The organism is Fimbriimonas sp. LA-C6 (assembly GCF_055398105.1).
Genome location: NZ_AP038796.1, coordinates 1,137,789 through 1,157,915 on the forward strand (window position 1 = coordinate 1,137,789; position 20,127 = coordinate 1,157,915).

22 protein-coding genes are annotated in these 20,127 nt (G+C 51.9%); 8 read left to right on the forward strand and 14 right to left on the reverse strand.

What is annotated here, in order from left to right; genetic code table 11:
• Positions 1-59: 59 nt before the first annotated feature.
• Entirely contained in the window at positions 60-620 is a 561-nt protein-coding gene (locus ACZ51B_RS05340) for a DUF4337 domain-containing protein (protein ID WP_464296203.1), read from the reverse strand.
• A gap of 92 nt (positions 621-712) precedes the next feature.
• Here ACZ51B_RS05340 and ACZ51B_RS05345 point away from each other — a divergent pair, with 92 nt between their 5' ends.
• Positions 713-1,648 (forward strand): hypothetical protein, encoded by a 936-nt coding sequence (locus ACZ51B_RS05345; RefSeq protein ID WP_464296204.1) that lies wholly within the window; start codon positions 713-715, stop codon positions 1,646-1,648.
• A 26-nt stretch (positions 1,649-1,674) separates the two neighbouring features.
• Here ACZ51B_RS05345 and ACZ51B_RS05350 read toward each other — a convergent pair whose 3' ends face one another.
• Positions 1,675-2,304 (reverse strand): hypothetical protein, encoded by a 630-nt coding sequence (locus ACZ51B_RS05350; RefSeq protein WP_464296205.1) that lies wholly within the window; start codon positions 2,302-2,304, stop codon positions 1,675-1,677.
• 181 nt (positions 2,305-2,485) lie between these two features.
• Here ACZ51B_RS05350 and ACZ51B_RS05355 point away from each other — a divergent pair, with 181 nt between their 5' ends.
• Positions 2,486-3,043, forward strand: coding sequence for an RNA polymerase sigma factor (locus tag ACZ51B_RS05355; protein WP_464296206.1), 558 nt, complete (start codon positions 2,486-2,488; stop codon positions 3,041-3,043).
• Positions 3,040-3,795: an anti-sigma factor family protein gene (locus ACZ51B_RS05360; RefSeq protein WP_464296207.1), complete on the forward strand. Its 756-nt coding sequence runs from the start codon at positions 3,040-3,042 to the stop codon at positions 3,793-3,795. The genes ACZ51B_RS05355 and ACZ51B_RS05360 overlap by 4 nt, the downstream gene beginning before the upstream one ends.
• Here ACZ51B_RS05360 and ACZ51B_RS05365 read toward each other — a convergent pair whose 3' ends face one another.
• Positions 3,796-4,761 carry a 1-aminocyclopropane-1-carboxylate deaminase/D-cysteine desulfhydrase gene (locus tag ACZ51B_RS05365; protein ID WP_464296208.1) on the reverse strand — a complete coding sequence of 322 codons (966 nt, stop codon included), beginning with the start codon at positions 4,759-4,761 and terminating at the stop codon, positions 3,796-3,798. It abuts the gene before it with no gap.
• Positions 4,762-4,784: 23 nt separating this feature from the next.
• Here ACZ51B_RS05365 and ACZ51B_RS05370 point away from each other — a divergent pair, with 23 nt between their 5' ends.
• The 3 genes from ACZ51B_RS05370 (at position 4,785) to ACZ51B_RS05380 (ending at position 10,285) form a co-directional block, all read left to right on the forward strand.
• Positions 4,785-5,330, forward strand: a complete 546-nt coding sequence (locus ACZ51B_RS05370) for a hypothetical protein (protein ID WP_464296209.1) — start codon at positions 4,785-4,787, stop codon at positions 5,328-5,330.
• Positions 5,331-5,488: 158 nt separating this feature from the next.
• Positions 5,489-7,396, forward strand: a complete 1,908-nt coding sequence (locus tag ACZ51B_RS05375) for an alpha-ketoacid dehydrogenase subunit alpha/beta (RefSeq protein ID WP_464296210.1) — start codon at positions 5,489-5,491, stop codon at positions 7,394-7,396.
• 6 nt (positions 7,397-7,402) lie between these two features.
• Complete coding sequence (locus ACZ51B_RS05380; RefSeq protein WP_464297171.1) at positions 7,403-10,285, forward strand: bifunctional fucokinase/fucose-1-phosphate guanylyltransferase; 2,883 nt, start codon at positions 7,403-7,405, stop codon at positions 10,283-10,285.
• On the opposite strand, the gene ACZ51B_RS05385 is transcribed toward ACZ51B_RS05380, so the two are convergent.
• From ACZ51B_RS05385 to ACZ51B_RS05435, 11 genes are all read right to left on the reverse strand, one after another.
• Positions 10,282-10,641 (reverse strand): HesB/IscA family protein, encoded by a 360-nt coding sequence (locus tag ACZ51B_RS05385; RefSeq protein ID WP_464296211.1) that lies wholly within the window; start codon positions 10,639-10,641, stop codon positions 10,282-10,284. The genes ACZ51B_RS05380 and ACZ51B_RS05385 overlap by 4 nt on opposite strands.
• A gap of 8 nt (positions 10,642-10,649) precedes the next feature.
• Positions 10,650-11,120 (reverse strand): RrF2 family transcriptional regulator, encoded by a 471-nt coding sequence (locus tag ACZ51B_RS05390; protein ID WP_464296212.1) that lies wholly within the window; start codon positions 11,118-11,120, stop codon positions 10,650-10,652.
• Positions 11,121-11,139: 19 nt separating this feature from the next.
• Positions 11,140-11,502 carry a DUF59 domain-containing protein gene (locus ACZ51B_RS05395; protein ID WP_464296213.1) on the reverse strand — a complete coding sequence of 121 codons (363 nt, stop codon included), beginning with the start codon at positions 11,500-11,502 and terminating at the stop codon, positions 11,140-11,142.
• Entirely contained in the window at positions 11,502-11,954 is a 453-nt protein-coding gene (gene sufU / locus ACZ51B_RS05400; protein WP_464296214.1) for a Fe-S cluster assembly sulfur transfer protein SufU, read from the reverse strand. The genes ACZ51B_RS05395 and sufU overlap by 1 nt, the downstream gene beginning before the upstream one ends.
• A 31-nt stretch (positions 11,955-11,985) precedes the next feature.
• A complete protein-coding gene (locus tag ACZ51B_RS05405) occupies positions 11,986-13,272 on the reverse strand; it encodes an aminotransferase class V-fold PLP-dependent enzyme (protein WP_464296215.1) in 1,287 nt (428 codons plus the stop codon).
• Positions 13,269-13,484, reverse strand: a complete 216-nt coding sequence (locus tag ACZ51B_RS05410) for a hypothetical protein (protein ID WP_464296216.1) — start codon at positions 13,482-13,484, stop codon at positions 13,269-13,271. Before ACZ51B_RS05410 ends, ACZ51B_RS05405 begins: the two co-directional genes overlap by 4 nt.
• Positions 13,481-13,972, reverse strand: a complete 492-nt coding sequence (locus tag ACZ51B_RS05415; protein WP_464296217.1) for a hypothetical protein — start codon at positions 13,970-13,972, stop codon at positions 13,481-13,483. Before ACZ51B_RS05415 ends, ACZ51B_RS05410 begins: the two co-directional genes overlap by 4 nt.
• Positions 13,973-13,979: 7 nt before the next feature.
• Positions 13,980-15,323, reverse strand: coding sequence for a Fe-S cluster assembly protein SufD (sufD, locus tag ACZ51B_RS05420; protein WP_464296218.1), 1,344 nt, complete (start codon positions 15,321-15,323; stop codon positions 13,980-13,982).
• 29 nt (positions 15,324-15,352) lie between these two features.
• Positions 15,353-16,111, reverse strand: coding sequence for a Fe-S cluster assembly ATPase SufC (sufC, locus tag ACZ51B_RS05425; RefSeq protein ID WP_464296219.1), 759 nt, complete (start codon positions 16,109-16,111; stop codon positions 15,353-15,355).
• A 150-nt stretch (positions 16,112-16,261) separates the two neighbouring features.
• Positions 16,262-17,668, reverse strand: coding sequence for a hypothetical protein (locus tag ACZ51B_RS05430; RefSeq protein ID WP_464296220.1), 1,407 nt, complete (start codon positions 17,666-17,668; stop codon positions 16,262-16,264).
• Positions 17,665-18,189: an RNA polymerase sigma factor gene (locus ACZ51B_RS05435; protein WP_464296221.1), complete on the reverse strand. Its 525-nt coding sequence runs from the start codon at positions 18,187-18,189 to the stop codon at positions 17,665-17,667. The genes ACZ51B_RS05430 and ACZ51B_RS05435 overlap by 4 nt, the downstream gene beginning before the upstream one ends.
• 120 nt (positions 18,190-18,309) lie before the next feature.
• Here ACZ51B_RS05435 and ACZ51B_RS05440 point away from each other — a divergent pair, with 120 nt between their 5' ends.
• Both ACZ51B_RS05440 and ACZ51B_RS05445 read left to right on the forward strand, forming a co-directional pair.
• Positions 18,310-18,645 (forward strand): hypothetical protein, encoded by a 336-nt coding sequence (locus tag ACZ51B_RS05440; protein WP_464296222.1) that lies wholly within the window; start codon positions 18,310-18,312, stop codon positions 18,643-18,645.
• Positions 18,646-19,101: 456 nt separating this feature from the next.
• On the forward strand, positions 19,102-20,076 hold the full coding sequence (locus tag ACZ51B_RS05445; protein WP_464296223.1) for a LacI family DNA-binding transcriptional regulator: 975 nt from the start codon (positions 19,102-19,104) through the stop codon (positions 20,074-20,076).
• Positions 20,077-20,127: the final 51 nt, after the last annotated feature.

Here is a 20,127-nt window from a genome sequence, read left to right on the forward strand (position 1 = left end):
CCTATTTTAAAGCAACTTTTTGGAGAATCACGAGTTTTTGTTTCAGATCACGAAAAAAACTAGCTTAGAAACCCGGAAAGAAAGAAGTACATGCTGGCCAAGCCAATGAGAATGCTGGCTAACCAAACAAGCTTTTGACGAGCAATTGCTGCGACGGCACCCAGGGCGATGGAGACTTGGACAAGCGCGACAGCATAAGCGAACTTGTGATGTTTGTGCATCAGTTCTTCGGATTCATGCTCCAGCTTTTTCGCCTCTTTACTGAGGTCACCGGACTTCTCCGTCTGTTTAGCTACTTCTTTGGTGTATTCCGCTTGATGAGGAGAACCAGGAGCTATTTCGTCGACACGGAGTTTGTAGAGGTGAAACTTAACTTTCGAGCCTTGATATTCGTTCCAAGTATCTGAAGCCCGTAACTGCTTCATCATCGCTTCGTTCACTAAGGCACCCGACTGCATTGCGCCAACAGCCGCAAACACGGCCAAGATCGCTGTTGAAAGAGCGACGTACTTGGTCCATGCGTTCTGTTTCTCTTCCCGATGATGCTCATCTCGCTCCGCGTGCATCTCTTGAATTGCTTCCTGCAATTCCTTCGTTTCGATCTCGATTTCTTCTGGCATTACGTAGTCTTCCTCTATCCAGTTTAGACGAGCGCGAAGCCAGAGATGTAAATAAGCAAACTCCCTAGAGAGTGACAAACGTCTGTTATGTGATGAAGACTTACCTCGTTCTTGTAGCATTTTTGCCAGTTGTAACAGGAATTGCAGCCAGACAGACTCTTACGACCGAACCAGACGAGGTTGCGACGAAGGGTTATTCTCTTCCTGATTCAACTAAGGTCGATATTGTAGGAGTGTGTGATGTCGGTGTCTCAGACGTACGTTGCTGGGACACCGACGGCAGTGAGATTGCCTCTATTGCTGAGCAGGTGAAGGCCTACTACATTATTCAAAACTCAAGCGATGTTGGTTTTCGGTTCGGAAAGAAGAACCGATACGTCGTAGTCCGCGCACCTGATAACAACTTTAAACCTAACTCCTACCGATTCCAAGGAGTTACGACCACAGCGGGAACCTATCTCTCAGAAGCTGGTCAGGTTCGTTCGCAAACTTCCGATGGTGTTGGACTTAGATGGTATCGCTACACGGGTGAAAAGACGGACACCCAAGGTGCTCTCATTTTTGACCACGTAAGTCCGAGTTCTGTTCCAGAGCAGTTCGACTGCAAGGTAGGTGAAGTGGTCAATCTTAACGGCCTCAAGGGCAAAGTGGAGAGTATTCGGTTGCAAAAAGATAATTCCCGAACGTACATACCTTTTGGAGAGAGTCTCCAAAATTGGCAGATTGAGCTCAAGTTCGAAAAGAACTTCAACCCGAAACTAGAATACAGCGCTTCGCTTACTCAGCCAGTGCTCTCCTATGTGGACGGCAAAGGAAATCCAGTCAAACTTTCGCAGAAGCAACAGCAAGAGAATTACATGGGACCACGAAAATACTTCCAGGCATCGTGCTACGCATACAAGACCGAGATTTCAAATGTCTTGCGAATAACAACTAACGTGAATCCAGGCAAGATCTCGCGAATCGGACTAAGCTATTCCCATCATCATCGGGTGCTCGTGAAGGACTTCCCGTTGGATCCCAAGTAGCGGAAGAACTCGGTCTTCAGTAGTTGTTACTGAAGATCGAGACCTGCAGAAGGCTTTGCTTCGCTTTCCGTGGCGATCTTGTGGACGAGCGATGCTATCAGAATTCCAAAAGTGTAGAGAACTAGTTCAAGGATGACCAGTTTGGAGGTATTGGATGGCGGAAGCTGCCGATTAAATGTGTAGGCGTGTGCAAATCCAGCGGTGAGGTAATACACATATAAACTGCCCACAGTTGATGACAAGATCGCCGCATAACCGGCGATTTTGAACCGAGTGCTTCTGTAGAAGATTGCGCTCAATATGATTACAAGCAGAGAAGTTCTTGAGAACAGACTGACTTCGAAGTAATGAGACATTACATAGTACTGGTTAATGGCAAACACCAGAACCGCACAAACGGCAGTCACTGAAGCAGCAACTCGCTGACCGGAAGATAATCGCCCAACCTGCGCATTAGTGGGTGCAGACAATTGACCAGCGGCTCGACGCACATACTCTGGAGAGACGCCCATCTCTGCTGCCACGTTTTCAAGGTCGCCAAGTGACGCCTTACCGCCGCTTTGCTCTTGCAACCGCATTGCCAATTCCAGGATCCGTTTTTGCTCATCCGCATCATAGAGACGCGTCTGGATTGGATCGTTCGATTGGTCAAGCATGCCCCGATTATACGAGAACTTAAGTTCGAAGCATCCAAAAGCATTTGAACATTGGATCAACCTGTTAGAAAAAGCGACCACGCAATTGTATAAGAGGACGTTGTACCTAGTGAACGACGGCGGTTTTGGATTGCCATCCAGTGGCCAAGTTCACCGTAGTAGCATAGAGTTACGTGCAGGAATGACCGACCAGGACCTCGCCCGAAAAGCCCAGAAAGGTGACTCGGAAGCCTTCGTTGAGTTGATTCATCGTTACCAGAATCAGCTTTATCGGGTCGTGTACCGGTTTGCTGGTTCGGTGGAACAGGCAGAGGACCTTTGCCAAGACTGCATGATCCGGGCTTATCGGCAGATCAACCGATTTGACACTCAACGTCCTTTCCTGCCCTGGCTTATGCGGGTGGCTTCCAATGTCTGTCTCAACTATGCCAAGACCCTCAAGCGGCAGAACCTTTTGGAGCAGCCACTGGAAGAGGATCACCATGAGCTTTTCCACACAGACACCCCTGAGTCTCAGGCGTTTGCGCGGTCGGAAAGACAAGACATTCTTGACGCATTGGGGCGACTGGATGAGAACACCCGGTTGCTCATCGTCATGCGATTTGTTTTAGGAAACTCTTTCAGAGAAATTTCTGAACAGACTGGAATAAAATTGCCAACCGTTGCGTTCCGGGTGACCAAGGGCCTTGAGAGGATGCAAAAGTTCCTCAAGCTTGATGCCGGGGTGATCGAACCATGATGTGTCACGAAGTAAGACAGCACCTGATTGCCCATGTGTTAGGTGAATTGGACCTGAAGACAGATCAGACCGTGGAGAAGCACCTTTCTGAGTGCGACCAATGTGCGGCGTTTGCCATCCAGACTCGAAGAGACATTTCGATGATCGGGCGTGCCATTTCGACCGACCTCACTGCTCCCCCTCAAATGTGTGAGCGGCTCCGATTGAGCCTTTCTCATGAGTGTCGCCCAGCCCGCCAGTGGTTCACGTGGAAATCCTATGCTTTGGCAGCTTCCGTTGGGGTGCTCGTCTTGTCTTGGATGCTTTTGCGCTCGGGGCCAGTGCCAATTAATGAGAGCGAGCAGCTTTTGAACCCACAACTCGTGTTGGCGACCAACGTGACACACACTCATCGCCCCGACGAACTGAAAGATCTTTCTAGTCTGGGGAAGCTTGCGGGATTTAATGTTAAGGTTCCTGGGGACAACGTTGCCATTGGCAAGTTGATTTGTGCAAAGGAAGCTTGTCTGTCGGGTGTTCATGTGGTCGCTCTCGTGTATGAGATGGACGGTCAGGACGTCATTCTCTATCAGGCTAGGAAGGGGCAGATCTCGTTAGAGGGTTTGGCAAGAATGGAGGTAGATGGGCGAGTCTTCCATTGTTGTTCGAAAGGTCCCAAGCACCTCGTGGTCTGGAGTAATGGCGAACGCGTTTTCATGCTTGCCTCTGTGATGGCCGAAAGTGAACTCCGAAAGATTGCCATGCGCGCTTAGTCACTCTCTTGCAAACAAGGTGGGAACACCGCCGGTGTGCCAGAACAGAACTCGTCCAGAAATTTGATTGGATTCAACCAGAGAAAGCAGAGCTGCGAAGGCCTTTCCGGAATAGATTGGATCCAAGAAAATACCTTCAGCTTGGGCCAGCCGGGCGATTGCTGCATCACCTTCTGCGCTGGGAACTCCATAGCCTGGCCCGACAAAGTCGATGTTGAGATGGAACTCATCGGGCGTCATGGAACGGGGATCTCCGAGAAGTTCGGTGAGTTGGGTCCCGAGCTCTGCAAAGTCTTCTACGATCTCCGGTTCGGGATCCGAAGCGATGCCAATCACCTTCGTCTCAGAGTCTCGCAGTGCGTAGGTCAAGCCTGTTTGGGTGCTTCCACTGGAGCTTGCCGTAAGAATCCAGTCAAAAGGAGCGGCCTGCTCCTGAAGCTCTTCTGCGGCTTTCTTGAACGCGAAGGCTCCTAGCGGCGAGGATCCTCCGATGGGAATGCGATAGACGACCTTGCCTTGCGCTTCAAGGTCAGCAGCCAGGTTCTCAGCCATTGCATACAACTCCTCCCAAGTCGCATCGGGAAAGACATTGAGTTCCACGCCTAGCAAGCGATCGAGGACCGCGTTGCCGCCCGTGCAACTTAAACGTGGAGCGGTCGGGGGTTCGAACTCATATGGGAGGTCCATGACCGCTGCGACGCATCGCATTTTGAGTTTGGAGCATGCGCCGCCCAACTGGCGCACGAAATTTGATTGGATGGATCCACACGTAACCACCACGTCCGCATTCATCTGCACGGCCGCTGCCATGAGATATTCGAGCTTCCGACCCTTGTTGCCGCCGAGCGCGAATCCGGTCAGATCGTCTCGCTTGATCCACAAATCGACGCCCAACTCTTCGGACAGCCTGTCAAGTCGATGGAGAGGCGTTGGACTTAGAATCAGCGGAATTCGTTCGGGAACCACAATGGAGAGTCTACAATCTTTCCATGGCCGGTCGCCGCAGGTTAAAGAAGGTAGGAATTGGATGTTTGGTTGTCATCGCCATTGGTGTGGGATTCGTTTATTTGACGCCTGCTGGCAAAGCGATTCGAGACCTATGGGGCAATGGGACGATCTCTGCACTTGTGTCTGAGACGAAACCACGTGACTACTCGGCGGTGAATAGTGAGCAGAATCTGAAGGCTCTGTACGTGGCCATGATGTTGCACCACGATTCAGAAGGGCAATTCCCGGAGGCTGCCAAATGGATGGACACCATTGAAAAGCGACTTCCGGCGGCTGATCTCCCGAAAGAAGAAGCCGTAAAGAAACTCATTCGACCCGATCTGTTAAAGAATCCAGGTCAGTTTGGATACGCGATGAACGATGCCGCTGCTGGCAAATATAAGGGTGACTTAAAAGACTCGAAGACAGTCTTGATTTTTGAAAGTAAATCCACCACTCGCAACGCTCATGGAGATCCCAAAAAGGACGGAGTTAAAGGTGAAATCCTCGCGATTTCGATCAATGGAGAGATCATCCGTCTCAAGTGATAACGGAAACCGTCGAACAAGTTAAATGACCTGCCGGATATACTTGATAGCCCGGCCGGCGCACGTGCCGAGCCTTTCAACGAAGAAAGTTCGGAGCTCCAACGATGTCTGCAATACCAGCCAATAAAGCTTTAAACAAGCTCGATTTCCTAAAATTGATGCTTCTCAGTCGCGAAGGTGATCGCAGAGAAGGCATCCTGTTACGCCAAAGTAAGGGCTGGTTCCAAGTCAGTGGAATGGGTCACGAGGCGCTAGCAGCAGCAGCGTTGCTGCTGAGACCAGACGACTACGTTTTTCCTTATTACCGAGACCGAGCTCTTATGCTGGCTCGCGGGATGAGCAACTACGAACTGGCAGTCGCATATTTTGCCAAACGGACCTCCAGTTCTGCAGGCCGTCAGATGCCAGGTCACTATTCAAGCCGCGAACTGAATGTGTTCAGTGTTTGCACCCCAACAGGAGGCTCTCTCCTTCCCGCATGTGGCACTGCGTGGGCCATGAAGATGGATGGCACTGACAGTGTTTGTCTTGCAAGCATCGGAGATGCTGCGAGTCGGCAAGGCGAGTTCTTTGAAGCTGTTGCTTTCGCTCTCCAGGAGAACCTTCCCGTTGTGTTCCTAGTGGAGGACAACAAATACGGCATTTCCACACCCACCGAGAAGTTTCTTCCTTTCCATCTTGGCGTTTTTAGCGAAGAGCATGTCGTTAAGATCGATGGCCGAAGCGGGCTTAACGTCTACCAGGCCATGCAAGACGCCGTTACTAAGGCAAGAAGCGGCCAAGGCCCAACCATCATTTGGGCGGATATTGATCGACTCTCCTCGCACACTTCCAGCGATGACCACCGCGTCTATCGGCCCCTCGAAGATATCGCCGCGATGGATGCTCGAGATCCGATCAAGTTACTCTTTGCAGAACTCAAAGAGAGTGGCGAACTCACCGATGAGCTGTTTGAGGAACTCACCCAAGAAGTATTTAAGCTCGTTGATGCTGACTACTTGAAGGCTGAGAAGGAGCAAGACCCGCTCGCCTCAGAAGTTCTCGATCACAGCTTCGGACCCGAGATCACAGCGGAAGCCCCTCCGATCCAGGCAGGAACGCGTACGACGATGGTCAGTGCCATCAACACTACTTTCCGGAAGGCGTTGGAAAGTGACCCTAAGATCGTGTTCTTCGGTGAAGATATTGAGGACCCCAAGGGTGGCGTTTTTGGCATCACCAAAGGGCTTAGCGAGAGCTTCCCCAAACAAGTTTTCAACGCTCCGTTGGCGGAGGCCACCATTATGGGTGCAGCCGTTGGAGTTGCAGCTTACGGCTGGAAGCCTGTGTTCGAGCTCCAGTTCGTCGACTTCATGGCTCCAGGTTGGAACCAGATCACTACCAATATGTCGACGCTCCGATGGCGCTCGAACGGGGATTGGGCTTGTCCTTGCGTGATCTACGCTCCCTATGGCGCATACCTACCCGGTGGATCTCTATGGCATAGCCAGAGTAACGAGTCGTATTTGGCTCACACTCCCGGCATCAAGGTGGCGATTCCGTCTACTCCCGAGGATGCTGCTGGTCTGCTGTGGACTGCTATTCACAGTGAGGATCCCTGTTTTGTACTCATACCGAAGCACATCTTCCGCAAGCAGATGGATGTCGCTTCTGCCGAGCCGGTGCCATTTGGTAAGGCGAAGGTTGTGCAAGGGGGATCGGATGTCACTCTGGTCACTTACGGAAACACACTTGAGCTTGCTCACGAAGCAGCTGCCGCGTGCGGTTCGAGCGTGGAGATTATTGATCTTCGATCGATTGTCCCTTGTGACTACGACACCATCGTCAAGTCGCTCGAAAAGACAGGGCGGCTTGTGGTGGTTCACGAGGACAATCGCACCTGTGGATTTGGTCAGACGCTCGTTGCGGAGATCACCAGCGTCCCAGAGCGATGGAACCTATTCCTTTCTCCTCCACAGCTGGTTACCCGCGAGGATGTTCATATTGGCTACAACCCAATCTATGAATACGCTGCTCTGCCTGACGTTCAGCAAGTGATTGATGCCATCCATGTTGTGATGAGCTGATACCACATTTGCAAACCGTTATCAGGAACGGATACAGTCTCTAGACATATGAATGTCCAGCGGCTTGTTTCTCTGCCCCTTGCGATGTCCCCGCACTTTGCGAGGCTGGAGAATAAGCCCGAACCCACTTGGGTTGCGAGTAGCGACCCAAGTGGCCCCATCGGCTCGGGTGGGGGGACAGCGCACCTTCTGGCCGACTCTTGGCGCAGAACCGGTGCTAGCTTAAGTTTCCGCGAATGGCTCCGAGATAGTCAGAAGATCATTGTTCACTCCGGTGGGCAAAGCCGACGGCTGCCAGCCTATGCGACGGTTGGAAAGGCGCTCATGCCTATGCCTGTTCTTCGTGGTTCGGTTGGGCAAAAGTTAGACCAGACCCTGCTGGATCTTCAGATTTCGGAGTACGAGAGGATCATGTCTCGTGCACCGTCTCAGCTTCGCGTGATGGTGACTGCCGGTGACGTGATGATCCGCCTTCGGAAGATTCCTCACATCCCTGTCGGCGATGTGGTCTCGCTGGGTATGACTGGCACGGAGGAGGAAGTCAGCCACTTTGGTGTTTTCTTCCAGGACCGCACCAGACCGGACGTGCTCGATTTCTTTCGTCAGAAGCCTTCCCCCGAAATCACGGCTACGCTGTACCAAACCCACGACTTCCTCCTAGACATTGGTGTCTGGATGCTGAGTGAAGACGCCGCCATGTTGTTGATGGAGCAGTGCGGTTGGGATGATGCTGCTCAGGCGTTTAAGGGGAATACGCCCGGAAGCTACGAGCTTTACTCAGGCTTTGGTTTAGCGATGGGTGCGAACCCAACGGAGCCCGATGAAGTGCTCTCCAACCTCTCCAGTAAGGTCGTACCGTGTGATGGCAGCTTTGTCCATTTTGGAACGTCTCGCCAGATGATTGATGGAGTGACTCAACTCCATGATCAGTCTCAGGCACAGGATCCGCTTGGGTTTATCACGATCGCGAGACGCAAGCAGGGGCAGCACGTTCAGAACGCTCACTTTGATGGGCCACCTCCTTTCAAAACAGGGAATCTCGAATGGGTGGAGAACTCCGATGTCCATGGTTGGAGCTTCGGTGGCGACAACGTGGTCACCGGAGCTAAAGGGATATCAGGTGTGTCACTGCCTGAGGGCATCTGTGTCGATATGGCCCCTGTACTGGGTGGGGGGACATGCGTTCGCGTGTATGGCTTCGACGACAAATTCAGTGGAGCTTTGGGAGACGCCACCACCCTATGGATGGGCAGCCCTGCTTCGGAATGGTTCTCTGATAGAAATTTGCCGATTCCTGACGCTGAAATCGACATTCAGAAGGCACCCCTCTTCCCTATCGTTCATGAATATAGCGATATCAATATTCTCCTTGAGTGGATGCTTGATCCGAGCAAAGCGGGCAAGGAAGTTTGGGAGCGTTGCGAGAAAGTTAGTGGTTCGGATTTGCTGTCTCGGACCGACATTGAGCAGATTTATACAAACCGGTCTGAGCAGCGCGCTACGAGCCTTCAGACACTGCTTCAGAACCACTCGACGAGTGTGTTCTACCGTTTAGACCTGGAAGCGGCTGCGCAGCAGGCAGCGGAAACCGACCTGCAACTGGACTTGACCCGGGAGCCTTCGCTGATCAAGCGGATGCATGGAGCCATGTTTGAATCGGCTCGACTTCGCGCCAAGGGTTCGGATGGCTGGGAGTCTCAGGAAGCGGAAGCGTTCAAAGCACTGCGAGAGATGCTGGTGGATACCAGCACGCTCAGGGCAGAACCCAAGAGTACGGTTCAAGATCAGCAGATCGTTTGGGGGCGAAGCCCGTTGCGGTTAGATTTGGCTGGAGGCTGGACGGATACGCCTCCTTACTGTCTGCTCCATGGTGGACGAGTGCTGAACGTGGCCGTGGATATCAATGGTCAACCTCCAGTGCAGGTGTTTGCCAGGAGGATTGCGGAGCCACACTTCGTTCTGCGGAGCATCGATCTCGGCACCGAGGAACGTGTGACGGAGTACGGCGGGCTGGAATCCAGCGCGGCGGCTGGCTCGGAGTTTTCGCTTGCCAAGATCGCTTTGGCACTGAGTGGCTTTTCGCCTTCTTTTGGGGCACGTGGGAACACCCTTCAGCAGACACTGAAAGAGTTTGGTGGAGGAATAGAGATATCGCTTTTGGCGGCCGTTCCGAAGGGGTCTGGGCTTGGGACGAGCAGCATTTTAGCAGCGACCATCCTTGGCGTATTGAACGACTTCTGCGGGCTTGATTGGACGAATACGGATCTCTTCCGGCGAACACTGGCACTGGAGCAGATCTTGACGACCGGAGGCGGGTGGCAGGATCAGGCTGGCGGATGTATTCACGGTCTCAAGATCCTGGAGACTACTCCAGGAATCGAACAGGCTCCAACCTGTCGTTGGCTACCCGAGAGGGTGCTGGGGCCATCGAATGCGAATAGCATGGCTTTGCTGTACTACACAGGCATTACACGCATGGCGGCGAGTGTCCTAAGGGAAATTGTGCGAGGGATGTTCCTGAATTCGGGAACTCGACTTTCCATTCTCCGCGAGATCTACGAGAATGTTGTTCCTTGTGCGGACGCGATCCAGCGGGAAGACTTTGATGCGCTAGGTGCCGCCATTGCGACAAGTTGGGACTTGAATCAGAGGCTCGACTCCGGGACGAATCCGCCTTCCGTGCAGATTCTGATGAACTCTGTTCAGGACTACATTTTGGGCGGCAAACTACTTGGAGCTGGTGGAGGAGGTTATCTCCTCCTTCTAGCAAAAGACGCCGATGCTGCCCATCGGATTCGCGAGACGCTAGCTGTAGTCAACCCAGCCCCGGGTGCGCGCTTCGTCCGGTTTGAAGTGAGCGGCAAGGGACTTGAAGTCACTCGCAGCTAGCTTGTTTTGGGTGTGAAGCTTGTGCCACACCCACAGCTCCGAGTTGCATTGGGGTTATCGAACTTAAAGCCTCCGCCCAAGAGGTTGCCATTGAAATCGAAGGTGGAGCCGTTGAGATATACGGCCGATTTGGCATCACACACCACGGTAACACCGTCGATCTGGCTTTCTAGATCGATTGGCTTTCGGTTCGTGTCCAGTGTCATCACGTACTCAAGCCCACTGCATCCGCCTCCTTTCACTCCTAAGCGTAGGAAAACGTCTGCGCGACCATCTTTGGCGATGAGCCTTCGCACTTGGTTAACCGCCGCCGGGGTGATGGTGACTGGGAATGTGTCGAGTGAAGTGGTTTCCATAGGATCTACTAACTGAGTATTGGTGTTCTGTAGGGTTTGTCGTACAACGTCACGTTCGAGACAGACTCTTTTTGGAACAGGTCCGCAAGAGTGAGACGGTCTACGACGTTGTCTACTGCCGTCTGCACCACCTGCCATAGGGACCGAACACTACAGTCCACAGCATGGGTACAAATATCGTTGAGTCCGCCATGACGTCCGCAGAATTCGGCATCGTACAATTTGCCACCAAGCGCGGCAAGCAACTGACCGACAACAATCTGATCAGCGGGGCGAGCAAGTGCATAGCCACCTTGTTGACCGCGGGTGCTGACGAGGAATCCTTCTTTACGGAGGATCATAAGCAGTTTGGCGACGTGGGTCTGACTGAGACCCTCCAACTTGGAGATTTCCGGAATGGTTAAGCTGCCTTCCGGTCCAAGACGCGCAATTTGAATGAGGCAGCGGAGGCCATATTCTTCTTGTGCAGAAAACTTCATAAGCGTAAAACCTGAGTGATTAGTCGATTCCAAGCATAAGACGAATGTCTTGACTCATTCGCTCTACTGTAAACGGAGGGTCCCAAGTCAATTCAACCGAAACATTCCCGATCGAGGGAGTAGCGCGGACTGCACACTCCACTTCTCCGGGCAAGGTCCCAGCAACTGGGCAAGCCGGTGAGGTGAGCGTCATCAGAATCTTGACATCCTTGTTGTCTTCCACTTGAATGTCATAGATCAGGCCGAGGTCATAAATATTCACGGGAAGTTCTGGGTCGTACACAGTGCGAAGCTGCTCGACGACTTCATTCTCGAACAGAGATTTCTCGATGGTCGACAGTTTTCTTACTTCCGGTGTTTCCATATCGATTGGCTTTGGCATCAGGACTCCGTGCTGATTTTCTCTTCGCCGACGAGTGCTGCGTGAAGCGTGTGCCAGGGCAGAGTCGCGCATTTGATGCGAACCGGGTAGTCGCGGACGCCGGCAAGGACTTCTAGATCCCCAAGGTCTTCGTGCTCAGGCAGTTCCCCGGGGTGGGTTACGATGTTCTGGAATTCGCGGAAAATCCGCTCGGCTTCCTCGATCGTCTTTCCTTTTACAGCCTCTGTCATTAGCGAAGCGCTCGCTGTTGAGATGGCGCAGCCATGTCCTTCGAAGGCGATGTCGGTCACGATGTTGTTGTCGGTGACCAGCGTGACTTCGAATTGGTCGCCGCAGAGAGGGTTATATCCTTCCGCGTGACTCGTGGCGTTCTCAATTCGACCTTTGTTACGAGGGCGCTTGTTGTGGTCAAGGATGACCTCTTGATAGAGTTCGCGTAAATCTAGCGACATCGTTTTACTTCTCCTGGCAATCTCAGTTTTATCACGCGAACAGTTCCCTTACCTTTCTTACGCTGGAAGCAAGCTGCTCGATCTCACTTCGCGTGTTATAGAACGCTACGGAAGCTCTTACGGTTGCTGGGAGTCCGTACCGTTTCATGAGAGGCATGCAGCAGTGGTGTCCTGCTCTTACTGCTACGGCATCTGCGTCAAGAATGGTGCCAATATCGTGTGGGTGAGCTCCGTCTAGTGTGAAAGCCAGGATGCCCGCCTTCTCAGGAGCTGTTCCCGACAGCTTGAGACCTTCAATTTCCAACAAAAGGTTTGTGCCGTAGTCGGTGAGGTCCTTTTCCCGGGCTTGGATCCATCCAAAGGCGGTTTCTAGTGGATCTTCAGAGGACGCATCTAGCTGATGTCCGAGGCCTGAAATATAGTCAATAGCTGCACCGAGACCGATGACTCCGGCAATGTTGGGAGTTCCAGCTTCGAACTTGGCCGGGAGCGCCGCGTAGGTGGTTCCCTCGAAGCTTACCGTTCGAATCATGTCTCCACCGCCTTGGTATGGGGGCATCGATTCCAGGTGTCGCTTCTTGCCGTACAACACACCGACGCCGGTGGGCGCATACATCTTGTGGCAGCTGAGAGAGTAGAAATCTGCGTCAAGCTCTTGCACGTCGATGCGAAGGTGGGGGCCAGCTTGAGCACCGTCCACCATCACTAATGCACCGTGTTGATGGGCCAGCTCGGCCATCTTCTTGATAGGGTTGATCGTACCAAGTGCGTTTGAGACGTGGACAATCGCAACCACCCTAACCTTGCCCGAATTGAGCAATGTAGCGTATGCGTCCAAATCGATCTCGCCTCTATCTGTGACTGGAATCGGGATCACAGTAGCGCCTGCCCTCTCGGCAACAAACTGCCATGGCACGATGTTCGAGTGGTGCTCCATCGTGCTGACCAGGATCTCATCACCTGGCTCGAAATGTCCGGCAAAGAACAGACTTGAGGCTACGAGGTTGATGCTCTCTGTGCAGCCTTTGGTAAAAATGACTTCGCACGCATGTTGTGCCTTGAGGAGATGTTGGACTTTGACGCGCGCTTCGTCGTAGAGCCGGGTCGACAATTGGCTTAGGTAGTGAACACCTCTGTGAATGTTTGCGTTCTGCTCCGCCCAATAGGTATCCAACGCATCGATCACCGCCTGGGGTTTCTGGGACGTAGCGCCATTATCCAGGTACACCAGCGGCTTTCCTTTGACATCCAAGCTAAGGATGGGAAAGTCTTTTCGGATGCGGTCGATATCTAATGCGGGGGCTGCGAGGCTGCTCATGAGTTATTCGTTTGAGGCTTTTCTGACTGGGAGTTCTCTCTTCCTACGTTGCGCATGCCAGGGTTTGGCCCTTTCGGCGCGTTAGGATTCTGTTGAGCCGCACGGTCTTCACGGGACGACTTGATGATTGCGTAGATAATGCCGCCAACCACAAAGAGGAAGATGAACAGCATCAGGAAAACGATGATGGTGAAGAAGATTGGGCTGTTCATTGCACATATCCTGACGCATTAAGAGTCTTTCGAGTTGCCAACTCCATGAGAGCGAGCCACTCTGCTTGCTGGATTTTGACAAGATCGGCTGAATCGCCACCTTGAAGGGCTTCGACGGCTTCTACCAGCTTAACTGGTTCGATGTGTCGAATCTCATTTGGGACACCGGCGTTCCTCCACCAATATTTGCTGTTCCAGAAATCCCCTTCTCGTCGGTGTATGACCGCGTGCCAGGCTCCTGCAAGAGGAGAGTTCATGTCTTGAACAATCTCATGAGCTCTTTGGAGATCATCCACATACAGCCAGAAGCCTGCTGCAATTTCTTGGGAGACTGTTGAGCTCACTATCGCTGAAACGAGTTCAGAAGCTCTTGGGGTGCTAGAAGTCATTCCTGGAACCAGCTTAGTCATCATCGATTCCAGCGGAAATTCTGCAAACAGCTTTTCCGCTTTGGGGATCGCATTGATGATCGAACTAAGCTGGCTCATAGTGGCCTTAGCTTGCGTTTGCTCCATTGAGGCGCTCGAACAGCACCTTTTCAAAGGCTTCGCGCGCATCTGCGACTGTGATCTTGTCGAGCACTTCGGCGGCGAAAGCGTACACAAGCATTGCTTGCGCTTCTTTCTTAGGAACGCCACGCGCTCGCAGATAGAAGAGAGCGTCTTCTCGAAGCTGACCGATTGTCGCGCCGTGTGTACACTTAACGTCATCGGCGAAGATCTCTAGCTGAGGCTTGGTGTTGAAGGTTGCTGTCTTCGACAGAAGGATCGCCTGGTTCGTTTGCTTCGCGTCGGTCTTCTGGGCATCCTCGTAAACGAAGATCTTTCCGTTGAAGACACCGACCGCTTCGTCACCCAGGATTGATTTGTAAACCTCAAACGAGTTGCAGTTCGGCTTGGCGTGATCAATTCTGGTGTGATTGTCGATCACTTGGTTATCTAATCCCACGTTGGCACCATTCAACCAAGTCTCAGTGTGCTCATCGTTCAGCCAAACGTTGATATCGTTTCGAACGACCTTGCCGCCAAAGTTGATATTGTTTGACGTGTAGATGGAATCCGCTTCTTGATGAGCTGAGATGGTGGCAATATGAACGCTGTCCGCTGCTTCGTACTGGAACTTCGTATGCTCCAGCATCGCATTCTTGCCCAAAGCAAGCTCCGTAACGGTATTTGTGAAGTAAACGCCTTCGATTCCGAGATAGCTCTCGATAATCTTTGCTTGTGCGCCTTCCTCCAGAACCACCAGAATTCTCGGATGCGAGACAAGTGGACCATGATCGGCTTTGTTCAAGAACAAGAGTTGAACTGGACGCTCTAGAATGACGTTCTTGGGGACATAGACGAAAGCACCTTCGCTCAAGAACGCGGTGTTGAGGTCCACAAATCGCTCGTCGTTGCCCGTGCCTAGCTTGTTCGCATGAGTCGCAACCTTACCAAGGTGAGCTTCGATTTGCGCAGTGTGGCCTTGAAAACCATCAGCAAGAGAGCCAACGAAAACTCCCTTGGGCAGTGCGTGTGCGGTAGAAAGCTCCGGCGCGTACTCGCCGTTTACGAACGTGACCGTGATGGCATCGAGGGAGCCAACACAGGTCTGCTCCATCTCATGGCGGTCGATGGTTGCGCCGTAAGCTGGTTTGAAGCCGCCTTCTCGCAGGGCTTTGAGGGAGATGTATTTGAACTCTTCTTCCCCATGAGCTGGAATTCCCGCGACTGTAAATTTCTCTAGAGCGCTCAAGCGGGTTGCGTGAAGCGACTCAGGACCTACTGTCTTGAGGAGTTCTTTAACCTGATCAAAGTTCTTAATCAAGTTGTCTGGTCGTGAATCCAATTCGAGCATGTTGGTTTTAAGCTGGTTCGCTCAGTCCGTTAGGACTTAGCGGCCAACTCCTCCTCAACAAATGCGTAGCCCTTTTCTTCCAGTTCGAGGGCAAGTTCCTTACCACCACTCTTGACGATTCGACCGTTCATGAGAATGTGAACGAAATCTGGAACGATGTAGTTAAGAAGCCGCTGGTAGTGTGTAACGACAACAATCCCTCGCTCCGGACCACGGAGGGCATTGACTCCGTTTGAGACTGTCTTGAGCGCATCGATATCGAGACCAGAGTCGGTCTCGTCGAGCACGCAGAGCTTTGGCTCGAGTACTGCCATCTGGAAAATTTCATTCCGCTTCTTTTCGCCGCCCGAAAATCCTTCGTTCACAGCGCGGGAGAGCAACGAGCTATCTAGCTCCATCATTTCAACTTTGCTCTTGATGTGCTTCATGAACTCCGTCATGGAAAGCTCCGACTCGCCCCGAGCCTTGCGGATATTGTTGAGGGCGGCGCGGAGGAAGTAGGTGTTGGAGACGCCTGGAATCTCAACAGGGTATTGGAAGGCAAGGAAGATTCCGAGAGCGGCTCGCTCTTCAGGATCGAGTTCAAGGACATCTTCACCATCGAGCGTCACAGAACCGTCGGTCACCTCGTAGTCGTTCTTGCCGGCAAGAATGCTGGCGAGGGTGCTCTTACCGGAGCCGTTCGGCCCCATGATGGCGTGGACTTCGCCTGGTTTTACCGTGAGGTTGATACCCTTGAGGATTTCTTTTTCTTCCACTCGGGCGTGAAGGTTCTTGATCTCTAGCATAGTCGTTTTGGAGTTGGCACAGCGGTCAGACAGTATCCGATCTGTTCTACGATCTATTGCGCCAGAAAGTAGACGGTAAAGTCAAGATTCTTTACTATATCGGTCTCGCCTGACTGAAAGACTCGCAATCTGCCCGAACGTCAGTTACATCTACGGTTTACTGGGCCCAATCGTCAGATTGTTGGTTGCGGTTTGTTTCAACAACTCCCTCTGCGTTTCTTGTGCTTCTTTCATTCGCCCAAGGGACTTGAGGCAGTCGATCAGCGGCTTGAGGTGATCTTGGCGCGCGCAAAGCGGAAACCACTCAAGAGCGTGTAAATATTCCCTCTTCCTCCACTTGAGTTCGTTTTGAAAATCGTTTTTGGCGTGATACCAGTCTGCCCGACCTTTGTCGCGCATCGCTTCATGCTGACCATTCACCAGTCCGAAAGGTACGGCGAAGTTAGGTTCAAATCCATTGACCATCTCAGTCACAGTGCCAGTAAGCTGACGATTCTTTCCAAATTTGATGCTCACCTGTGTCCCAACTTGTGTTGCTTTGGGTTCCAGGGGATACCAGGTCGCGACACAGGTCAGAACCTTTTTGTAAACCGGTAGAACTTTGCTGGACTCTTGGAGTTGAAGATATGGACCCTTTCCAGCCACGTGGACCTCTGTTGGACTTACCGTCAAACTTGCTGGCCTCTTATAGACCATAAAAATATCTCCTGCTTTGTTTGAAGTTAGCTCACAGACATTTACTCCCTCGGCGCTTTTTGCTTTAAGTTCCCATCTTCTTAAGAGTCGTGCGCACTCTGCAATGATGTCAACTGGTCGAGGACTCCCAGCGGGCAACTCGAACAACGTGTCTGAAATGGGCTTGTACTGAAATCGAGTCTGTAACCTACTTTCGCCAAAATCTGGATGAACGAACTTGCTCGTGGCGAGCAAGGGTAGGTCGGTCCCTTTTTCAATGAGCAGTTCCACCTCACGCTTGTTCTGCGAGTCAGACAGCCACATAGCGTAAACACCCTTGCCTTCGAAATCTGAATGCGCTTCAACCTTCAAAGAGTGCTTGAGTGATGCCCTATTGACAAATAGGCTTTCAAGCGCAAAGTCAATAAGGTGAAATCGACTTTTCGTGCCCACAATTTTTTCCGGCTTTTGCGTGACGATTTTGAGCTTTTCATCAATCACGGTAACCCTTCCGTCGCGAAAGATTGTGATCCGTTTTGGGTGAAAGACTTGACGTTCAACCCGCCACATACCGTGTGCATACATGTGCTTGACAAATGGCTCGTTCCCTAGACCACGGTTGTCCGAAATAGTGGATTCAGAGGACACATAGTCCACACTTCCCAGCGCAAGTTCCACACGGTTTGCAGCCCGGGCAGTTGCGTAGGATGGCCCTAAACTGATTGCCAACAAGATACACATTGGCAAAAGAACGCCTGTCGCGACAATCCAGGTCTTAGAGGCGAGCGGTTTCGCGTCTCTGGCAGTTGCGAGCAATCTCGGTGATACATGTGAATCTTCCACGTACTCGCTTAAAAGCTTCTGAATCTGTTCGTCTTTCATCGATCCTCCTCAAACATGCCTTCACCGTGCCGTGCGAAGGCTTCTCTCGCACGCTGAAGCAGACTGTTGACTGCGGCAACGGACTTGCCGGTGAGATCGCCAATTTCTTGGCTGGATAGGCTGTGGAAGTATTTGAGGGCGAGCACTTCACGATGATCGTCTGGGAGCAGCTCTAATATCTGCCCGACCAGCGCCTTTCGATTGAGTTCTTCGATCCCAGATCTTGCGGCGATCTCTTGTTGTTCATCGAGATTGAGCGTTCGCGGACGCTTGCGAAGAATATCGACAACCTTACGTCTTGCTATTCCAATTAAGTAGAGACGGGGTTCGTGTGATGAAAGCAGACCTTTGCTGTTTCTGCGCACTGCATGGATCACTTCCATCGTTGCGTCTTCTGCATCTGGGAGAGAACCCAGACGAAAATGTGCGTACTTCAGAATCTCCGCAAGGTGCTTTTCCAGTAACGCTTCTGGGCTCGCCTGCTCTTTGATCGCTTTCGTTGCCCAACTCCATTCCAACATGCCTAACTAACCTTCGAAACAATGGGCGAGAACTCATCGAGGCTTGGCGAAATATGATTCGTCAGCATGCCCAGGACTTTTCGCAATCTACGGATAACTCGGCGTCTAGTTTAGTAAGAAATGCCAAAACTCTCACCGGGAATCATCACACACGGGGTCGTTCGGCAGGCCAAAAAGGCGGGATGGCTCGATATTGGCCTTGGCAAGAGGCTTATGTCGGATCGCCGGGTTCCATTTTCAAAGAAGGGAATCGCCGTTGCCTTAGGGTTCGCCTTGACTGCCGTAATCATCCTTTTGGAACTCCCTGTTGAGGCCATGATTGACGCTCTCCTGCCAGTTGCTGGCCTAGCTCTCACAATCACTTTTGATGGAATAGAGCAACTGCTACTGCCCTTCTTAATTGCATTTGCGATTTTGCCAAGGTTGGTGTCCAAGGAGACCCGGAGTTTAGTGTGAGCCTCCGCGGATCGGGGACCACTCATACAAAAAGCTGAGCAATTAACTGAGCCAAATCGGTCATTTGGTTAGTGATCAACTTAGAGTTTTACTTGCTTTCCTTAAGCCTTGCTGACGACGCCCTGATGGGTCGACCTATATACGCACCTGATTTCGATGCATTGAACATATATTTCTCGTTAAATGATTTGATATTCAACAATCTGCGACCAGATTCGCGGTTAAATTGAACCTAAATTGCTTTGAAACCGATACTCAGCAACAAAGTGGCGAATGATCCATTTACACGAAGCTTTCATTTGGAAAATTGAGCTAGATTTGCTATGTACCCACCGAAAAGCGTGCGCAACGGGACCCATAAATCGTATAAAGTGAATCGACTGTATATACGGCCTTAAAAATGGAGCGCCCGCCCACTTAGTCGTATCGAAACTTGGTCAAGGCAAAAATTTTAGGATGGCTGTAACCCTTCGAGATATCGCGAAACACTTAAACCTGTCGCACGCAACAGTATCGTTTGTTCTGAATGAAAGACACGATGTTGCCATCCCTGACGTCACCCGCCAGCGTGTGTTTGCTGCAGCGAAAGAGATGGGTTATCGGCCGAACCGAGCTGCCCGCGCACTCGTGATGGGTCGGACCCAAATGGTGGCGCTGTGGATTCCTAGCCCTCACCACGAGTTTTATGGTGCAATATTCCGACAGTGTCATGAGTTGCTCCAGGAAGTCGGATACGAAACAGTGTTTTGCGAAGCTCGACTCAATGCGGCCTCTGGCACGCCGTTCAACTGGCCAGTCGATGGCATCGTAGGTCTTGATGTCGAAGCGCTGGTGACTGGAGGGCAGTCTTTCGGAAGCGCTCCGCTTGTAAGTGCGGGCATCTACGTTCACGGTCCTGGAGACTACGTAAAGGTCAGTCTACGAGAGGCATCGCGGGACGCCACACAACATCTGATTGACCAGGGTTGCAAGCGAATCGGGTTCATCGCCGTGCCCTACAGACTTGAGGAGGAGAACGAGCGGTATCCAGGCTACTGCGAGGTCATGCAGGCAGCTGGTCTTAAGACCGAGCTGATCGGCATCGAGAACACCGAATCTGACCACCTCATCCCAACGCTAACTGCTTACTTTAAGGAGAACGGCGTGCCCGATGGCTTGTTCTGCCGAAACGATCGAACCGCTTTGGCAACTCTGCGAGTTTTGGCCAATCTTGGCAAGAGCGTGCCAGGTGACGTGGCGGTGGTGGGTTGCGATGGAATTGAGTTTGGGGACATCAGTGTTCCAACACTGTCCACGATTGTTCAGCCCATCGATGAGATGTGCAGAACGAGCATCAAGTTCCTGGTGGATCGCATGAAAGAGCCAAACAGCGCTCCTCAAACGGCGACGCTTACCGCCAAGTTTGTTCCCAAGCAATCGTCGCTGAGATAGCGAGCAATTCAAACTGTATCTTTCCGTCAAGATTCTGTCACAATTCAAGAC

Bases quoted from the DNA above. Each gene is read 5' to 3' on its own strand.
- ACZ51B_RS05385 (WP_464296211.1), bottom strand. From the start codon at position 10,641: ATGGAAACCACTTCACTCGACACATTCCCAGTCACCATCACCCCGGCG.
- ACZ51B_RS05375 (WP_464296210.1), top strand. From the start codon at position 5,489: ATGCTTCTCAGTCGCGAAGGTGATCGCAGAGAAGGCATCCTGTTACGC.
- ACZ51B_RS05395 (WP_464296213.1), bottom strand. From the start codon at position 11,502: ATGCCAAAGCCAATCGATATGGAAACACCGGAAGTAAGAAAACTGTCG.
- ACZ51B_RS05370 (WP_464296209.1), top strand. From the start codon at position 4,785: ATGGCCGGTCGCCGCAGGTTAAAGAAGGTAGGAATTGGATGTTTGGTT.
- ACZ51B_RS05340 (WP_464296203.1), bottom strand. From the start codon at position 620: ATGCCAGAAGAAATCGAGATCGAAACGAAGGAATTGCAGGAAGCAATT.
- ACZ51B_RS05350 (WP_464296205.1), bottom strand. From the start codon at position 2,304: ATGCTTGACCAATCGAACGATCCAATCCAGACGCGTCTCTATGATGCG.
- ACZ51B_RS05345 (WP_464296204.1), top strand. From the start codon at position 713: ATGAAGACTTACCTCGTTCTTGTAGCATTTTTGCCAGTTGTAACAGGA.
- ACZ51B_RS05445 (WP_464296223.1), top strand. From the start codon at position 19,102: ATGGCTGTAACCCTTCGAGATATCGCGAAACACTTAAACCTGTCGCAC.
- ACZ51B_RS05430 (WP_464296220.1), bottom strand. From the start codon at position 17,668: ATGAAAGACGAACAGATTCAGAAGCTTTTAAGCGAGTACGTGGAAGAT.
- ACZ51B_RS05360 (WP_464296207.1), top strand. From the start codon at position 3,040: ATGATGTGTCACGAAGTAAGACAGCACCTGATTGCCCATGTGTTAGGT.
- ACZ51B_RS05435 (WP_464296221.1), bottom strand. From the start codon at position 18,189: ATGTTGGAATGGAGTTGGGCAACGAAAGCGATCAAAGAGCAGGCGAGC.
- ACZ51B_RS05415 (WP_464296217.1), bottom strand. From the start codon at position 13,972: ATGAGCCAGCTTAGTTCGATCATCAATGCGATCCCCAAAGCGGAAAAG.
- ACZ51B_RS05410 (WP_464296216.1), bottom strand. From the start codon at position 13,484: ATGAACAGCCCAATCTTCTTCACCATCATCGTTTTCCTGATGCTGTTC.
- ACZ51B_RS05355 (WP_464296206.1), top strand. From the start codon at position 2,486: ATGACCGACCAGGACCTCGCCCGAAAAGCCCAGAAAGGTGACTCGGAA.
- sufU (WP_464296214.1), bottom strand. From the start codon at position 11,954: ATGTCGCTAGATTTACGCGAACTCTATCAAGAGGTCATCCTTGACCAC.
- sufC (WP_464296219.1), bottom strand. From the start codon at position 16,111: ATGCTAGAGATCAAGAACCTTCACGCCCGAGTGGAAGAAAAAGAAATC.
- sufD (WP_464296218.1), bottom strand. From the start codon at position 15,323: ATGCTCGAATTGGATTCACGACCAGACAACTTGATTAAGAACTTTGAT.
- ACZ51B_RS05390 (WP_464296212.1), bottom strand. From the start codon at position 11,120: ATGAAGTTTTCTGCACAAGAAGAATATGGCCTCCGCTGCCTCATTCAA.
- ACZ51B_RS05440 (WP_464296222.1), top strand. From the start codon at position 18,310: ATGCCAAAACTCTCACCGGGAATCATCACACACGGGGTCGTTCGGCAG.
- ACZ51B_RS05405 (WP_464296215.1), bottom strand. From the start codon at position 13,272: ATGAGCAGCCTCGCAGCCCCCGCATTAGATATCGACCGCATCCGAAAA.